15 protein-coding genes and 1 pseudogene are annotated in these 15,235 nt (G+C 74.3%); 5 read left to right on the top strand and 11 right to left on the bottom strand.

Translation table 11 applies throughout. The features are described from left to right. Positions 1 to 472: 472 nt before the first annotated feature. Entirely contained in the window at positions 473 to 1,123 is a 651-nt protein-coding gene (locus ABZ449_RS35130; protein ID WP_360354213.1) for a transglycosylase family protein, read from the top strand. Positions 1,124 to 1,345: 222 nt separating this feature from the next. Here ABZ449_RS35130 and ABZ449_RS35125 read toward each other — a convergent pair whose 3' ends face one another. After that, positions 1,346 to 2,104, bottom strand: a complete 759-nt coding sequence (locus tag ABZ449_RS35125; protein ID WP_360354211.1) for a DeoR/GlpR family DNA-binding transcription regulator — start codon at positions 2,102 to 2,104, stop codon at positions 1,346 to 1,348. 49 nt (positions 2,105 to 2,153) lie between these two features. Between ABZ449_RS35125 and ABZ449_RS35120 the strand changes: the two genes are divergently transcribed. The 3 genes and pseudogenes from ABZ449_RS35120 to ABZ449_RS35110 all read left to right on the top strand — a co-directional run. After that, positions 2,154 to 2,537 carry a DUF4406 domain-containing protein gene (locus tag ABZ449_RS35120; protein ID WP_360354209.1) on the top strand — a complete coding sequence of 128 codons (384 nt, stop codon included), beginning with the start codon at positions 2,154 to 2,156 and terminating at the stop codon, positions 2,535 to 2,537. Then, entirely contained in the window at positions 2,534 to 3,211 is a 678-nt protein-coding gene (locus ABZ449_RS35115; protein ID WP_360354208.1) for an NUDIX domain-containing protein, read from the top strand. The genes ABZ449_RS35120 and ABZ449_RS35115 overlap by 4 nt, the downstream gene beginning before the upstream one ends. A 59-nt stretch (positions 3,212 to 3,270) precedes the next feature. Next, positions 3,271 to 4,500, top strand: a pseudogene (locus ABZ449_RS35110) (SMI1/KNR4 family protein); the annotation flags it as partial. A 155-nt stretch (positions 4,501 to 4,655) separates the two neighbouring features. Here the strand turns inward: ABZ449_RS35110 and ABZ449_RS35105 are convergent. Next, positions 4,656 to 5,207, bottom strand: a complete 552-nt coding sequence (locus ABZ449_RS35105) for a hypothetical protein (protein ID WP_360354217.1) — start codon at positions 5,205 to 5,207, stop codon at positions 4,656 to 4,658. Between the two features lie 315 nt (positions 5,208 to 5,522). Here ABZ449_RS35105 and ABZ449_RS35100 point away from each other — a divergent pair, with 315 nt between their 5' ends. Continuing rightward, entirely contained in the window at positions 5,523 to 6,257 is a 735-nt protein-coding gene (locus ABZ449_RS35100; RefSeq protein WP_360354206.1) for a DUF2625 domain-containing protein, read from the top strand. A 272-nt stretch (positions 6,258 to 6,529) separates the two neighbouring features. On the opposite strand, the gene thpR is transcribed toward ABZ449_RS35100, so the two are convergent. The 9 genes from thpR to ABZ449_RS35055 form a co-directional block, all read right to left on the bottom strand. Continuing rightward, on the bottom strand, positions 6,530 to 7,147 hold the full coding sequence (thpR, locus tag ABZ449_RS35095; RefSeq protein ID WP_360354204.1) for an RNA 2',3'-cyclic phosphodiesterase: 618 nt from the start codon (positions 7,145 to 7,147) through the stop codon (positions 6,530 to 6,532). Positions 7,148 to 7,449: 302 nt separating this feature from the next. Continuing rightward, a complete protein-coding gene (locus ABZ449_RS35090) occupies positions 7,450 to 8,154 on the bottom strand; it encodes a hypothetical protein (protein WP_360354202.1) in 705 nt (234 codons plus the stop codon). Beyond that, positions 8,151 to 8,690: a SigE family RNA polymerase sigma factor gene (locus ABZ449_RS35085; protein ID WP_360354215.1), complete on the bottom strand. Its 540-nt coding sequence runs from the start codon at positions 8,688 to 8,690 to the stop codon at positions 8,151 to 8,153. The genes ABZ449_RS35090 and ABZ449_RS35085 overlap by 4 nt, the downstream gene beginning before the upstream one ends. 275 nt (positions 8,691 to 8,965) lie before the next feature. Next, positions 8,966 to 9,799 carry an ABC transporter permease subunit gene (locus tag ABZ449_RS35080; RefSeq protein ID WP_360354200.1) on the bottom strand — a complete coding sequence of 278 codons (834 nt, stop codon included), beginning with the start codon at positions 9,797 to 9,799 and terminating at the stop codon, positions 8,966 to 8,968. After that, the gene (locus ABZ449_RS35075) at positions 9,796 to 10,797 is read right to left on the bottom strand and encodes an ABC transporter ATP-binding protein (protein ID WP_360354198.1); all 1,002 of its coding nucleotides are present in this window, start codon (positions 10,795 to 10,797) and stop codon (positions 9,796 to 9,798) included. Before ABZ449_RS35075 ends, ABZ449_RS35080 begins: the two co-directional genes overlap by 4 nt. A gap of 161 nt (positions 10,798 to 10,958) precedes the next feature. Next, positions 10,959 to 12,404: an RtcB family protein gene (locus ABZ449_RS35070; RefSeq protein WP_360354196.1), complete on the bottom strand. Its 1,446-nt coding sequence runs from the start codon at positions 12,402 to 12,404 to the stop codon at positions 10,959 to 10,961. Between the two features lie 63 nt (positions 12,405 to 12,467). After that, positions 12,468 to 12,875, bottom strand: coding sequence for an archease (locus ABZ449_RS35065; RefSeq protein ID WP_360354194.1), 408 nt, complete (start codon positions 12,873 to 12,875; stop codon positions 12,468 to 12,470). Positions 12,876 to 13,024: 149 nt separating this feature from the next. Further along, positions 13,025 to 14,263 (bottom strand): styrene monooxygenase/indole monooxygenase family protein, encoded by a 1,239-nt coding sequence (locus tag ABZ449_RS35060; protein ID WP_360354192.1) that lies wholly within the window; start codon positions 14,261 to 14,263, stop codon positions 13,025 to 13,027. Between the two features lie 217 nt (positions 14,264 to 14,480). After that, the gene (locus tag ABZ449_RS35055) at positions 14,481 to 15,233 is read right to left on the bottom strand and encodes an alpha/beta fold hydrolase (protein ID WP_360354190.1); all 753 of its coding nucleotides are present in this window, start codon (positions 15,231 to 15,233) and stop codon (positions 14,481 to 14,483) included. Positions 15,234 to 15,235 lie beyond the last annotated feature (2 nt).

Genomic DNA, 15,235 nt, shown 5'->3' with positions numbered 1-15,235 from the left:
CACCCCGGGGACCGGACAGGGGCACCCGGAGTGACCCACGAGGCCTGTACCGCGCAACCCGCGCGGCACAGGCCTCGCGCCGTCCCCCGGGACCGGCCCGCCAGCCCGTCAGCCCATCAGCCCATCAGCCCATCAGCCCGCCGACCGTGCGCTCGTAGGTGAGCGTTCGTCTCCTGGCACCACGTCAGGGGCGCTGAGCGTGGGGTCCGCGCGGGTCCGCGACACCGAACGGCGGTGGAGCCAAGGGGCGGCGAGTACCCGTCGGAGCACCAGGCCGGCCGGCACCGTGAGCGCGAGGACCGCGAACCGCGGGCACGGCTCTCCCCGGCGCGGCCGGGGTGGCGTTCGGGTGGTGTCGAACCGCCGCTCGGACGAGATCCCGTCCTGTCGGCAACTGTCGGCGCCCGCCTTGTGCATGGGTGGAGAGGGCATTTCGATGCCCCGCCCCCGTCCCCGAAGGTCCGGAGCTTCCATGTCGCCGCTGTCCGTGGGCCGTCGCCTGGTCGTTGCCCTGCTGCTTCCCCTGCTCGCTCTCGCCGCGGTCGTCGGCAGCGCCACAGCGTCGCCCGCCGCGGCCGCAGCCGTGACCACGGGAGTCCGGACGGGCGTGGACTGGGACGCTCTCGCCCGCTGCGAGAGCGGAGGGCGCTGGAACGCCGCCACCGGGAACGGCTACTACGGCGGACTGCAGTTCGACGGCGCGACCTGGCGCTCCAACGGAGGCCTCGCCTACGCGCCCCGGGCCGACCAGGCCACCCGCGAACAGCAGATCGCCGTCGCCGAGAACCTCGCCGCGCGCCGAGGTCTGGCCCCGTGGCCGACCTGCGGAAGCCGTGCCAACGGCAACGGTGACCACCCCACCGCCCACGCCCGCGGCCACCGCCCGACGCAAGCACGGCCCCACTCCCCCGCGCCGCTGCGCCACAGCGACGACACCGCCCCGACCGACGTCAACGGGGACGGATCGGACAGCTGGACGGTGCGACCCGGCGACACTCTCAGCGGTATCGCCCAGACCCTCGACATCCCGGGCGACTGGCCGGCCCTCCACGAGCTGAACCGCGAGATCATCGGTGACGACCCCGACCTGCTCCTGCCCGGCCAGGTCCTCGCGCTGCGCTGACGAACGGAACGAGCGGGAGCGGAACGTCTTCGGCCGAGGTAGGCGCTGATGCGCCGTCGCAGATGAGCGGCGTGTCGGAGCGATCGTCGATCCCCGGGACCGGCGGGTGCGACGGCGGATCGGTGCCGTGATCTGCCCCGATCCGGCGCGGCGGCGCCCAGCGTGGCACCCGCGCCCGCGTCGGCCGTCACCCGGGAGGCGCCGGCGTTCGCGCCGTAGCCGTCAGCCGGCCGCCAGGATCTCCACGCCGTGCGCCGCGAGTCGGTCGAGGACCGGGTGGCGGGGGTCGGCGTCGGTGATCAGTCCGCTGACGTCCTCCCAGGGCAGGACGCGGAACCGGGAGGCGGTGCCGATCTTCTCGGACGAGGCGAGGACGTAGGTGTCCGCGGCCCGTGCGGCCAGGGCGCGTTTCATCGCCGCCTCGTCAGCGTCACCGGTGGTCAGGCCGGCTTCGGGGTGGACGCCGGTGACGCCGAGGAGGCACAGGTCGGCCGAGACGTTCTGGGCGGCCTCGACCGCGGCGGCGCCGCAGGTGACCGCCGAATGCTTGAAGAGCCGGCCGCCGAGGACGAAGACCTCGGCCCGGGGATGGTCGAGCAGCGCGGCCGCGATCGTCGGGCTGTGAGTGATCACGGTGCAGGCCAGGTCCGGCGGGAGCGCGTGGGCGACGGCGAGCGCGGTGGTGCCGCCGTCCAGGATCACGGCGCTGCCCGGCCGTACGAGCGCGGCGGCGACCGCGGCGATCCGCCGCTTGCCGTCCGGGGTGACGGACTGCCGGGCCGTGTAGTCCGCGATGGCCGGGGAGACGGGCAGGGCCCCGCCGTAGACGCGCTGACACAGTCCCTCGGCGGCGAGGTCGCGCAGGTCGCGGCGCACGCTGTCCTCGGAGATCCCGAGGTCCGCGGCGACGTCCTTGGCCACGATCTTGCCCTCGCGGGCGAGCAGGCCCAGCAGGTGGTCACGTCTCTCAGCAGCCAGCATCCGCACTCTCTCCTGTTCTTGCACGTTTCTGCGTGTATCGTAGCGCGCCATGACCGACAAACCCATGCTCGTCCTCATCGCCGGCCCCTACCGCTCCGGAACCGACGGCGACCCCCGGGCCATGGCCGCGAACCTCGCCCGCCTCGAAGCGGCGGCCTGGCCGGTCTTCGCCGCCGGCCACATCCCGGTGATCGGGGAATGGATCGCCCTGCCCGTACTGCGCTCCGCGGGAGCGGGCCCCACCGACCCCCTCGCCGACCAGGTCCTCTACCCGACCGCCGACCGCCTGCTCGCCCACTGCGACGCCGTGCTCCGCCTCCCCGGCGACTCCGCCGGCGCCGACCAGGACGTCGCCACCGCCCGCCGGCGCGGCCTGCCCGTCTACCACGACGTCGCCGAACTCCCGCGCCGCGTCCCGCAGGAGGCGGTGTGAGCCCCCGCCCCGGGACCGACGTCCCGGACCACCGCGGCCGCACCGGCCTCGACCGCACCGGACGTGACCTGACCCGCAACCCCGACGTCGTGGTGCGCGACGTCGAGCTCACCTCCCAGGGCTGGCACGTCCTGCGCCGCACCACCTTCGACTACCGGCGCCGCGACGGACGCTGGGTCACCCAGCAGCGCGAGACCTACGACCGCGGAAACGGCGCGGTCGTCCTGCCGTACGACGCCGAGCGCGGCCGGGTGCTGCTCACCCGCCAGTTCCGCTACCCGGCCTACGTCAACGATCACCCGGACGGCATGCTCGTCGAAGCCGCGGCCGGGCTGCTCGACGGCGACGCCCCGCTCGACGCCGTCCGGCGCGAGAGCGCCGAGGAGCTCGGCGTCACCCTCGGCCCGCTCACCCACGTCCTCGACGCCTACATGAGCCCCGGCTCCGTCACCGAACGCCTGCACTTCTACGCCGCCCCCTACACCCCGGCCGACCGCACCGGCACCGGCGGCGGGCTCGAGGAGGACGGCGAGGACATCGAGGTGCTCGAACTGCCCTTCGCCGACGCCCTCGCCATGGTCCGCGACGGACGCATCACCGACGGCAAGACCATCCTGCTCCTGCAGTGGGCCGCCCTGGACGGGCCCTTCGCCACCGCGCCGGCCGCCCGGTGACACCGCCCAGCCGCGACGGGAAGCCGCCGTTGTCAGCGGTGGATGGCAGCATCGGGCGCATGACGATCACGACACCGTTCGATTGGCGGCCGTTCCTGGTCGGTTGGAGCGGGGAGTGGTCTGACTCCCTGCCCGATGACGAGTCGCGGAGCAAGGAGGACGCAGCCGCCCGGCAGGCTCGGTGGCTTGGGTACGCGCCTGCGTCCGAGGAGCGGATCACCGCCATGGAGGAACGCCTCGGCCGACGGATGCCCCCGTCCTACCGCGAATTCCTCAAGGTCAGCGACGGGTGGCAGCACGCCGGCGGGTTCGTCCGGCTGCTGGCGGGAACCACGGACGCCCACTGGCACGACAACGAGTCCGGACTCGCGGACGTCTTCGAGGAGTACCTGGACGACGACGCCGACCCCTCCGAGCGGCGGGACGCGGACATCTGGCGGCGCGGACTCCAGCTCGACGTCGAGTCCGACGGCACCTACGTCCTCCTGGATCCCGAGGACGTGGACGGGGACGGCGAGTGGGCCCTGTACACGTGGGCCGGCTGGCGGGCAGCACCACCCGAGCGGCACGCGAACTTCGCCGAGTTCATGCGGGGCATGCACCAGGAGTTCCACCGCCTGCGGGCCCGCCCGGCCGACGGGGAGCCCGACTTCGCCGACAGCACGACACAAGAGCTGGACGCCCTGGTGGAACAGGCCCGGCTGGAGGCGCTGCGCGGCGACTGGGAACGGGCCGGGCACGCGCTGGACGAGGCGAAGGCGTACGGCAGACCGCGGGCCACCGGACTGGGCGACCAGATACGCCGCCTGCTCGGACAGACCTACACGGTGTACTTCGAGGGCGTGGTGACCGACCCGCTGTACGCACCCGACCTGCTGCCGGCGCTGGTCGCCGAACACGCGGCGCACTCGTACCGGGACGACTCCACACTGGTGTTCCACCTGCGGGGCGCCGGTGACGACGTGGTGGCGCTGGCCTACGCGACACTGGAACAGGTGCGCAACGGCACGTACCGGTACACGGCGCCCGGGCCGTTCGGCGAGGCGGTCGAACAGGCACGGGAGCTGGCCCGACGGGGCGACACCGACGCGGCCTGGCGGACCCTCGCCGACGCTCTGCCGCTGTGGCGACCGCTGGGGCCCGACCACCTGGCGCCCCTGGGATGGGTGGCCGACCCCCTGCTCGGCCCCCTGCTGACACCGGCACGGGGCCGCGAGTTGCTGTCCACCCCCAGGGGCGGGCAGCCGGCTGAGACACCGCTCCCGACGGCCGGCCTCGACCCGGACGGCCGCTGCTGGAAGCCCTGACCGGGAAATTCGGCGCCGGACTGCCCCGCTACGCGATCACGAACGGGCGGCGACACACGTTCACCACCCGCTCATGGACGCGGCCGCCGTTGACGGTCGGACGGACATCCCCCTGGTGGCCGACAGCGCCGTGCCGCTCAGGCCCGCCAGCGGGGGGCCTCGTCGTCCGGGGTGTCCGGGCTGGCGAAGTGGAAGGGGACCGACAGGTGTTCGGCCAGGGCCCGGCCCGCGCGTTCGGCGGCCGCGGCGCACAGGAGCCGTCGGGCGGCGGTTCCTTCCTCGCCGAGGTAGTGCTCGGCCGTGGTGGAGTAGACGGTGGCCAACCTGCGTTCCTGTGCCGGGTCCTCGGTGATCGCCAGCAGGACCGTGAACCAGTCGTGGACGGTGTCGCCGTCCCAGACCACCTCGATCGCCACGACGCGGCCGGGGCAGCCCGCAGCGCGAAGGGCCAGGGACTCCAGGTCCAGCGCGCTCTGGGGTGTCCGGGCGATCCGTTCTCCGTGGTGGACGTAGCGGTCGTTGACGATCTCCTGGGCCGTACCGAGTCCGATGCCGAAGGGGACACGGCCCACATCGAGGACGACCCGCACCGCGGGGAGGCGGGCGTCCTGGAGGACGTGCCCGTCGATCTCGTCCCGGATTCCCGCCGGCAGCCCCTCCCACCACGCGGCCCTCGCCGCCTCGTCCATCTCCACCGGTGCCCCCCGTTGCTGTTCGGCCCTGCTCGACGGGACCGCGCGCCACGGTATCCGAGTCGGTAGGAACGAGCGCCCGATTTTCCGCCACCGTCGCGACCGACGGCGGTGCCGGTGGAGTCACTCCTGGGGCGTGCGGGTCCCGCTGAGCCGGAACGCTTCGCCCGGGCCGCCGAGTTGTGGGAGACCGACGGCCGTGAGCCGGAGGAGCCGTACGTCGGCCGGCTCTGACCTGGGACTCCCGGTCGGTGACGCCCCCGGCCTGACCCTGCCCGCCCGGGCGGGCAACCCCGGTGCGATCATCTTCGAATGCGTGCGATCGACGAACTGACCGAGGTGGACGATCCGGCGTGGCCGGAGCTGGAAGACGCTCTCGCGGACAGCCCCGTGCCCACCCGGGTGCTGCCCGCCCACCGCGAGGAGGGACGCCGCTGCCTGCTGCAGCTCCAGGTCACCGCACGCTCCATGCTCGGTGCCCTGGTCCTGCACACCGGCGGGCTGCTCCTGGACAACGGGTGGGTACGCGTCTTCGGCGGCGCCGGCACGGGTGTGACCACGGACGGCGACCTGCCGAGCCTGGGGCAGGTCAACCTCTTCCCTGCCACGTTCGACCCCGCCTGGCAGCCCGCCGCCGGCCTGGTCGTCGGCCACGACGCCGTGGGCGGTGTGTTCGCCCTCAACGGCCACGACCCCGCGGCCGCGGGCCGCCCGGGCACACCGGGGCAGATGACGTACTTCGCCCCGGACACACTCCGGTGGGAGGCCCTGGAACTGGGCCACTCCGCGTGGCTCGCCTGGCTCCTCTCGGGCCGAACGGAGGAGTTCTACAGCGGGACGCGCTGGCCCGGCTGGCGCGCGGAGGCCGAGGCACTGGCCCTCTCCCAGGGATTCTCGGTCTACCCGTCCCTGTGGTCGCAGGAGGCACAGGCGGACCTGTCCGCCACGGCTCGACGGGCAGTGCCGATGGATGAAGTCCTCGGGTCCGCAGCCGAGTTCGCGGGGCTGCTCGGGCTGCCCGACCCCGGCTTCCTCGGCGCGGTGTAGCACGCCCCGAACCGCCGCACGTGGCGGTTCAGCATCCGCACCAGGTTGCGCAGTTCTCCTCTCGAGGCCCTCGGGCATCGAGAGGACTGACCACACTGTGTCCACGAGCGAGAACGTCGGAACCCCCTCCAGAAGCGGGGCTCTTGTCGGCGCACCGCGGGTGAGGGCCTCGCGCGGCACGCTCACCTCCGACGCCGTGGTCCTCACCCAAGGGAGCCCCCACGGCCTCCGGCGCGGCGTTGCCCACGGCGGCGCGGGTGCGCGCCCGCGGGCTACGGCTCGATGGGAGCGCCGCCGCCCCGGGCCTGGGCGGCGGTGCCGAGTCGCCACGCCTCGATGTCCCGGTAGTGGATCGGCCCGGGGCCACGGCCGATGTTGCTGCCGACGAGGTGGAGGCGTTCGGTCCGCCACGGCCGGCCCGCGAACCCGGTGAGCCCGGCCGCGGCCTGCGGGACGCTGACGGGGTCGTCGCGGCGGGAGCGCGCCAGGGTCAGGTGGGGGCGCAGCGGCCGGTCCCTGAACTCGATTCCGCAGGACCTGATCAGGTCCCGGACGTCGGTGGCGAGCAGGTGCAGTCCGTCCAGGTCCCCGTCGATCCCGCTCCACAGCAGTCGCTGGTCGAAGTGGCCGCCGCCCCGCAGGCTCAGGTGCAGGGCGGGATGCGACGCGGCCGAACCGGCCAGTGCCGACCGCAGCAGCGGCACGGCCGTGGACGGCTGTTCGCCGAGGAAGGCCAGGGTGATGTGCCAGTCCTCGATCCGGTTCCATCGCAGCCGCGGGTACCTGGCGTAGGTGGGCTGCAGGGCCCGGGCCAGTTCGTCCTTGGCGTCGTCGGGCGGAGCCAGGGCCACGAAGACGCGCAGGGTCGAGGGTTCGGGGTGATCGTCCACGAGGGGGGAGGTTAGCCGAGGGCAGGCCGCCCGTGCTCGCCGGTACGGGAGGGGCCCGGGCAGGCCGGGCATCGCACCGTTGCCTGGCACACCCCGGGCACAGCCCTGACGGCCCCCACCGCCGCGCCCACCCGCCGACACCGAGCGGGAGACTGCACCGTCTCCGTCTCCCCGCTGGGCGGTCGCGCGGCTCGGGTGGGACGGGAGCCGGCCCGAGTCCTGCCACGTGGGCTCCACCCCCGTCCGCCCCGAACACGCCCCACGGCGAGCGACCGGCGTCAGGACCGCGCTGCCGGTGTGGTTCAGGACGACAGCGTTTTGCTCGCCAGCAGCACCCCCTGGGCGTCGTACGCGGCGAGCTTCACGCCGTCGAGCGGGTAGGCGGTCGGACCATCGGGTGTCTTCTTGCCGGGCCCCCAGACGTAGCCGGCAGAGTAGCCCGGGGTGCCGGGGAGCGAGGCGACGGTGGCCCAGTACGCCTGGCCGTCCACCTCGAGGCTCATCCGGGCCACCTGCCCGGGCCCGTGGTAGACGAGGTTGTACAGACCCTCCTGGTACTGCGGGGAGGCCCCGTAGTACTGCATGGTGATCTCGGTCGCGCCCCCCGCCCAGGAGTACCCGGAACAGCCCGGACCGCTTCGGTACGCGGGAGCGTCGTGGATGCAGATCTCCTGGTCGTTCAGCTTCATCCACCAGTCCTGGCGGCCGAGCGGCAGCTGCTGGCCGGGCTCCACCACCACGGCCTCGGGAGCCGGTCCGTCCGGTAGCCGCGGAGCCTGCGAGGCCGGCGCGACGGCCTCGCCCCCGCGCCGCTCGGACAGTACCGCGCCCGTTCCGGCCACCACCGCGAGCGCGGCCACCACCGCCGAAGCGCCCATCGCCGCCCGGCGTGCCCGCTGCTGTCGGCGCACGTGAGCCCGCACGGGCCCGGCGGACCAGTCCGCCACCGCGACCCGGGCCGCCTCGTCCCGCAGCGCGCCGCGCACCATGTCCTCGGTGTCCATCACCTGTCGCCTCCGTCCGTGCCGTCGATCGTTGAACCGGTGTCCGCCGCGTACGAGGCCAGTGCCGGGTGGCCGCGCAGTTTCGCCAGGCCGCGGCTGGCCTGGCTCTTCACGTTGCCCAGCGAGCAGCCGAGCACTTCGGCGACCTGGGACTCGCTCATGTCCTCCCAGTAGCGCAGGACGACCACGGCCCGCTGGCGCTGCGGCAGCTCGGCCAGCGCCTGGAGCAGCACGGAGCGCTCCTCGACGCCGCGGTGGCCACCGTCCGCGGTGTGCGCCCGCTCGGGAAGGACGGGCGTGAGCAGCTGCCTGACCCGGCGTCGCCGGTGACGGCTCAGGTTGTTGTTCACCAGGGCCCGGTGGACATAGGCGTCCGGCTCCTCCAGGCGGCTGATCCGGGACCAGTTCCTGAAGACCTTCGCGAAAGTCGCCTGCACCACGTCCTCGGCCTCGTGGTGGTCGCCGGTGAGCAGGTAGGCGGTGCGCACCAGCCGCCGCCAGCGTGTGGCGGCGAACCCCTCGAAGTCGAGCTCCCGCAGGCCGGGGCCACCCGCGGAAGCCGGTGCCGTGACGGGCCGGGCCCGGTCCTCCACCGGATCGTGCAATGCGCTCGCGGTCATCCGATTCCTTTTCGCGTCCGTGCGACGGCCCGACCGGACCATCGCTCTGCCCTACTCACCGCCGCGCCGCCGCAAGGGTTGCACGCCGACGCCGAATCGTCCGGGCGTCGCGCACGCCACGGGGCTCGCGCAGGACGAGTTCGGTTCCTCCCCGCGCCGGCGGGGTCGGCCGGGGCGGGTGGACGGGGGCCGGGTCAGACCGCCAGGTCGCGGCGTTCGAGCAGCCAGAAGGCCGCGGCCAGGCCGAGCAGCCCGACTCCGAGCAGTACGGCGAAGGCGAGCCAGGGCACTCCGCCGTGGCCGAGCACGTCGCCCGGCGCGTAGTAGTGGAAGGGGCTGAGGTAGCGCAGCGGGCGGGCCGGGGACCAGGCGAGTGCGACGAAGTTGAGCGCGAAGCCGACCGCGCCGAACGCGACGGCCGCGCCGATCACGTGGGACCGCCGGCGGCTGACCGCGGAGACCGCCAGGACCGGGCCGGTCAGGCAGAACGCGAGGGCGCAGCCGAGCAGTCCGGCGGTGAGGACCGCGGTCAGCGGGACGGCGGCGCGCAGCTGGGCGGAGGACGCGACCCCGAGCGCGAGGGTCAGGGTCGCGGCGGCGTTGAGCAGGACGGTGGCGGCGACCAGGGCGCCGGCCCGTTCGGCGAGCAGTCGGCGGCGGGAGACCGGGCGGGTCATCAGCAGTTCGATGGTGCCGGACTCGACGTCGGCCGCGACGGCGGCGGCGCCGAGCGAGCCGATCACGGTGAGTTGGAGGGCGATCCAGAACGGGTGGGTGAGTCCGGCGCCGAGCAGGCCGGGGTAGCTGGCGATGGAGATGTCGCCGTTGGAGCCGCTGAAGGCCTTGAACGCGCCGGGCGGGGTGCGGCGTTGGCCGAACAGGTCGCCGGTCGGGACGGTTCCGGCGATGACCACGATCAGGGTCTCGAAGACGACCATGCCGAACAGCAGGGAGAGGAGCATCCGGCGCCGCCGGTGCAGGGCGAGCCAGACGAGCGGGAAGCGGCGGTTGACGGTGCCCGGGTTCACGGCCGTTCCTCCGGTTCCGGCAGGCTGTTGCCGTTCGGGTGCTCCTCGGCCGAGACGGACCGGTAGAGGTCGAGGAAGGCCTCGTCCAGGCCCGCCTCCTCCACGGTCAGGTCGGCCACCGGGTGTTCGGCGAGCAGGTCGCGCACGGCCGCGACCACCTCGTCCGGTGGCACCAGCAGTTCGACCCGGGGGCCGTCCCAGCGCGGGGACCAGCGCTCGGCGGCGCCCAGCGGCCTGGCGCCGTGCCCGTCGTCGAGGAGCAGTCGGACCCGGCGGGCCCGGGCCTGGCGCAGTTCGGCCACGGTGCGGACGGTGACCAGCCGACCGTGGCGGACGATGGCGACCCGGCCGCAGGTCCGCTGCACCTCGGGCAGGACGTGGCTGGAGAGCAGGACGGTCCGCCCGGCCGCGGTCTCCTCGGCGAGCAGTTCGTAGAAGGTTTCCTGGACCAGCGGGTCGAGTCCCTCGCTCGGTTCGTCCAGCACCACCACCGGTGGCCGGTGCTGGAGCGACTGGACGAGGCCGAGTTTCTGCTTCATGCCGCGCGAGTACTCCCCCACCGGCCGGGCCAGGTCGGCGCGGGAGAGCGCCAGCCGCTCGCACAGTTCGCGCTGGCGTGGCACCGGGGCGCCCTGGAGGGCGGCGAGCAGGTCGAGGGTCTGCTGTCCGGTGAGCTCGGGGTAGAGCCGCAGTTCGCCGGGCAGGTAGCCGATCGAGGGAGCGAGCCGGGCGTGGTCGGCCAGCGGGTCCAGGCCGAGCACCCGCACCTGCCCGTAGGTGGGGCCGAGCAGGCCGACCAGGCAGCGCAGCGTGGTGGTCTTTCCGGCGCCGTTGGGGCCGAGCAGGCCGAACACCTCGCCGGCCTCGACCGTCACGTCGAGCCGTTCGATGCCGACCGTGTCGCCGTAGCGCTTGGTGAGCGCGCGCAGTTCGATCACCGGGCCGCCTCCGGTGCCCCGGCTCTCGACGGCGACGGCTGGATCCGGGGTCCCCGGCATGACCACCTCCTGGACGGATGCGCTCGGCTGACGGTCGCGTCCGACATCCGAGTGCGTCCGACATCCAAGCGCGCCCGGCGGGGCGAGTCGAGGGACGCGCCCGGATCCGTGCGGCGAACTCACCCCGTGCTCGCCCCGTGCTCACCCCTGCCCGCCCGCACTCACCCCTTGCAGACGCCCAGCGGCACCAGCCGGGCGACCTGGCGGGCGAGCCCGGCGGCCTCGGTGACGGCGGCCACCGCGTCGACGTCCTTGTACGCCTCGGGTGTCTCCTCGGCCAGTGCCCGCCAGGACGCCGGCCGGACCGCGATGCCCTGCGCCTCCAGCTCGCTCTTCAGCCGTTCGCCGCGCACGGTGCGCAGCGCCTGGTGGCGGCTCAGCACCCGCCCGGCGCCGTGGCAGGCGGAGCGGAAGGCCTCGTTGCCGGGCAGGCCGACCATGACGTAGGAGGCGGTGCCCATGGTGCCCGGCACCAGCACGGGCTGCCCGGCCTCCGTCAGGTCGGCGGGAAGGTCGGGGTCGCCGGGCGGCAGGGCCCGGGTGGCGCCCTTGCGGTGCACGCACAGTGTCCGGGGTTCGCCGTCCACCTCGTGGGTCTCCAGTTTGGCGAGGTTGTGGGAGATGTCGTAGACCAGTTCCAGTCCGACTCCGAGCGCGGTGGCGAAGGCGCGGCGGGCCGCCTCGGAGAGCAGCTGCCGGTTGGCCCGGCCGTAGTTGGCGGCGGCGGTCATGGCGCCGAGGTAGGCGCGGCCGCGCGGGGAGTCGACCGGGGTGCAGGCGAGCTGGCGGTCGGGGATCTCGATCCGGTAACGGTGCAGTTCGCGGTCCATGGCGCGGACGTGGTCGGTGCAGATCTGGTGGCCGAGGCCGCGCGAGCCGCAGTGGATCATGACGCAGACCTGGCCGGGCCGCAGGCCGAAGGCGGCGGCGGTCCCCGGGTCGTGGATCCGGTCGACGGCCTGCACCTCCAGGAAGTGGTTGGCCGAGCCGAGGCTGCCGACCTGCTGCAGGCCGCGCTCGACGGCCCGGGTGCTCACCTCGCCGGGGGCCGCGCCGGCCAGGACGCCGCGGTCCTCGCAGCGTTCCAGGTCACGGGGCACGCCGTGGCCGTGCTCGACGGCGTAGCGGGCGCCGCCGAGCAGGAGTTCGTCCAGTTCCTCCGGCCCGGACAGCCGCCACAGGCCGCCCCGGCCCAGGCCGCGCGGGACGGTCTGGCCCAGCAGGTCCATCAGGCGGTCGATCCGCTCGGGGCCGAGTTCGTCCCGGCTGATGCCGGCCGCCAGCAGCCGGACCCCGCAGGAGATGTCGAAGCCGACCCCGCCGGGCGAGACCACCCCGCCCCGCTCGACGTCGGTGGCGGCGACCCCGCCGATCGGGAAGCCGTAGCCCCAGTGCACGTCGGGCATCGCGAAGGAGGCGCGGACGATCCCGGGCAGCGTCGCCACGTTCGCCACCTGTTCCAGCGCCTTGTCCCCGGCGGCCTGCGGCAGCAGCGCGCCGCTCGCGAACACCACGCCGGGCACCCGCATCGGCGGGCGCGGCTCGATCCGCCAGCGGTTCCGGCCCGCCTCGGCCAGGACGATCTCCACCTCGCTCACCTCGCTCACCCGCTCACCCCGCTCCCGCAGGTTCCGCCGGTCCGGTCCGCTGCGCTCGGGGCCACCCTGGCCTCAGACGTCCACGGTGGCCCCGCAGGTCCAGCAGTCCGGCCCGGCGCTCAGGTCCAGGTCGTTCAGTGAGACGGCCTTCGGCACGGCGCCGACGAGGGTGGCCGTGGCGGCGTCGGCCATCCGGAAGCGGAGCGTCACCCGGCGGGCGCCGTCCAGGCCCTCGATCGGGCCGACCGCCACCGCCACCGGCAGTTCGCCGTCGGCGTCCATCCGGTAGACGACCTCCTCCAGGACGCCCGCGAGCAGGTCCGGGTCGCTCACCGCGAGGACGGTGCAGCCGCGCTCGCCGACGATCCGCGCGCCGCTGAGGTCGGCGAAGGCGGCGACGACGGCGTGCACCAGCTCGCCGATGCAGCCCTCGGCCGTCGGCGCCCAGGCCTCGATCCGCAGGTCGGCCGTGTGGGGCACGCTCCGGTGCCCGCTGGCGGACCGGCTCGCGGGCTCGCGTCCGTCCACGGGCGACGCCTCCCGGACTCGTTGCCGTCCTCCCTCCAGCGTCGTCCCGCGGACGGCCCGGAGGCAAGTGCGGGGACGAGTCCGGGGCGAGTGCGGATTCGCTAGACCCCGACCGAGGCCAGGTAGGCGGCGGTCAGCTCGGGGGTGGCCAGCCAGGCGGCGTGGTCGCTCGGCTCGGCGTAGGTGTTGGCGAGCCGGCGGCCGACCTCCGGGTGCTCGGCGGCGGCCTCGAACACGGCCTGGACGTGGTCCGGGACGGTCAGCATCGAGGCCGTGAACTCCACGCTGTGGCGGGACTGTTGCTGCCAGAAGCGTTCGGCGGTGCGGCACATCCAGTCGGCCGTGTACGGGGCGTCGCCATGCTCGACGACGGCCCGGCGGCAGGCCTCGGCCGCGCGGGCGGCGTTGTTGGCGCCCTGTCCGGTGATCGGGTCGGTCACCACCACCGCGTCGCCGAGGCCCAGCACGTGGACGGCGTCCACGCCCGAGCCGAGTTCGGCCACCGGGCGCCGGACCACCGGGGTGACGGCGCCGAACAGTCCGGCCCCGGCGTCGGTCGGCTCGGCCTCCGTCCAGAGCTCGGCCTCCCACGGCAGGTACTCGGCCAACAGCTCGCGGATCCGGGCCAGTTGGACGTCCGGCGGCGGGGCGTCGCCGAACGCGTCCAGCGGGCTGCCGGGGAGCGCCTCCCAGAGCAGGATGTCGCAGGGGCCGGAGAGGGTGAGCGCCGGTTGGAGGTACAGCTCGCCGAGGCCGGGCAGGGCGTTCATCCGGGCCCTCGGCCCGGCGGCCGGGTCCGGAGAGCCGACGCCGTGGGCGTACAGGCAGGACAGTGCCCGCTGCGGCCGGTCGAAGGGCGAGCGGGCGGCGTCGCGCTCGAAGATCCCGGACAGACCGCCGCGTCCGGCCGCGACCACGGTCAGCTCGTGCCGCCGGGCCAGCTCGTGCAGTGCATCCCGGTCCAGCGTGCGGTACTCGATCTCGCCGCCGCGCTCGGCCAGCAGCTCCAGCCAGCCGGCCAGCTTGAGCCGCTGGTCCACCGACTGGGCGGGCTCGTCCAGCGTCATGGTGTACTCCAGCGCGCGCACGCCCGGAGGCGCCGCCAGCACCGCCTCCACCGAGGAGACGGACGGCGCGCGGTCCGCCCAGAGGTCCAGCCCGGCCGCCGCCTCGATCCGCAGTGCGGGGCCGAACATCGCCTGGGTGGACAGCACCCGGCCGCCGCGCAGCTGCTCCGGGGTGCGCTCGGCGACCAGCGTCACCCGGTACCCGTCCGCCACCAGCCCGAGCGCGAGTTGGAGGCCGGCCTGGCCCGCTCCGACAATGGCGATCCGGCGCACGGCTGCCTCCTGGCGATCTACTGATGGGTCGTCAAGCAGGCACAGTAGTCGAGCGGGTGCGCTCCGGGCACCGGTACGGACACATCGGTTCGAAGGCCGGTCCGGTGTCCGGTTCACGGCGCCGACGGGCCGTCGGCCCGACACTGGGCCGCCGCCCGACCGCCACCCGCGGACGGCCGCCAGTGGACGGCCGCCCCGGTCGCCCGCGCGAACCGGCTCAGCCGCGCAGGTGCGCGGTGAGCACCTCCACCACGTCCGTGGTCCGGTCGGCCAGGTAGAAGTGCCCGCCCTGGAAGACCCGCAGGTCGAAGGGGCCGGTGGTGTGCCGCTCCCACTGGCCGACCTGGTCGACGGTGGCGTTCGCGTCGGACTCCCCCGCCAGGGCGGTGATCGGCAGCGACACGGTCGCGTCCGGGGCGCTGCGATAGGTCTCGATGGCCGTGTAGTCGGCCCGCAGGCTCGGCAGGATCAGCTCGCGCAGGGCGGGCATGGCGAGGACCCGCTCGTCGGTGCCGCCGAGCGCCGCGATCTCCGCGAGCAGCTCGTCGTCCGGCAGCTGGTGGATCGTGGTCGTCCGGGGCACAGAGGGCGCCCGGCCGGCCGAGACGAACAGCCGGTCGGGCCCCTTCACGCCGTCGCGCTCGAAGCACCGGGCCGTCTCGAAGGCCACGGCCGCGCCCATGCTGTGCCCGAAGAAGGTGAGCGGCCGGTCCGCCCATTCCCGCAGTTCCCGGGCGAGCTGCTCGGCGAGCCCGGTCACCGAGCCGATCGTCGGCTCGGCGATGCGGTTCTGCCGGCCCGGGTACTGGACGGCGAGCACGTCGGCGTGCGGCGCCAGCGCGTTGGCGTACTCCATGTAGTAGCTGGCCGAGCCGCCGGCGTGCGGGAAGATCACGATCCGGGCGGGCGCGGAGTCGGACGGGTTGAACCTGCGGAACCACGGATTCTCGACGGCGGCGCTGCTGGACATGC

Origin of the sequence: Kitasatospora sp. NPDC005856, assembly GCF_040629945.1 — a bacterium.
Classification (GTDB): domain Bacteria; phylum Actinomycetota; class Actinomycetes; order Streptomycetales; family Streptomycetaceae; genus Kitasatospora.
The sequence above is the reverse complement of the archived record's forward strand: the minus strand, read 5'-3'. Positions and strand labels throughout refer to the sequence as shown.